Origin of the sequence: Mesorhizobium sp. M5C.F.Cr.IN.023.01.1.1 (assembly GCF_003997585.1) — a bacterium.
Classification (GTDB): Bacteria; Pseudomonadota; Alphaproteobacteria; order Rhizobiales; family Rhizobiaceae; genus Mesorhizobium; species Mesorhizobium wenxiniae.
In genome coordinates this window covers 1-382 of the sequence record NZ_RZSU01000264.1, presented here as the reverse complement: position 1 = coordinate 382, position 382 = coordinate 1, and the positions used below count along the sequence as shown (strand labels likewise).

At 57.9% G+C, this 382-nt stretch carries 1 protein-coding gene; it reads right to left on the bottom strand.

All coding sequences use genetic code 11. The annotated features are described in order from the left end of the window. A partial coding sequence (locus tag EOA78_RS35685; RefSeq protein WP_164784128.1) for a cytochrome c family protein occupies positions 1–371 on the bottom strand: 371 nt, incomplete at its 3' end. Positions 372–382: the final 11 nt, after the last annotated feature.

Genomic DNA, 382 nt, shown 5'->3' with positions numbered 1-382 from the left:
AATTGTTTCAGATAGGCGATGACGTTGGCGAGGTCCTCATCCTTCTTGAGGCCGGGAAACGCCATCTTCGTACCTTTGATCATAGCCTTCGGGTCGCGAAGGTAGGCCGTCAGCGTGGCGTCATCCCATTTGACGCCGGATTTACCCGCCTCGGTCATGGGTTTGGAGTATTTGAACCCCGGATGCGTGCCGGCCGTCCGGCCGATAACGCCGCTCAACGACGGACCGATCTTGTTCTTGTCCTCGTCGACGACGTGGCAGGCCTTGCATTTGGCGAAGACCTTCTCACCCGCGGCGGCATCCTGTGCCTGAGATTGGCTCGTGACTAAGATCGCAACGGACACGGTAGCGAAAAACGCGATTGCACGCATAGCATTCCCTC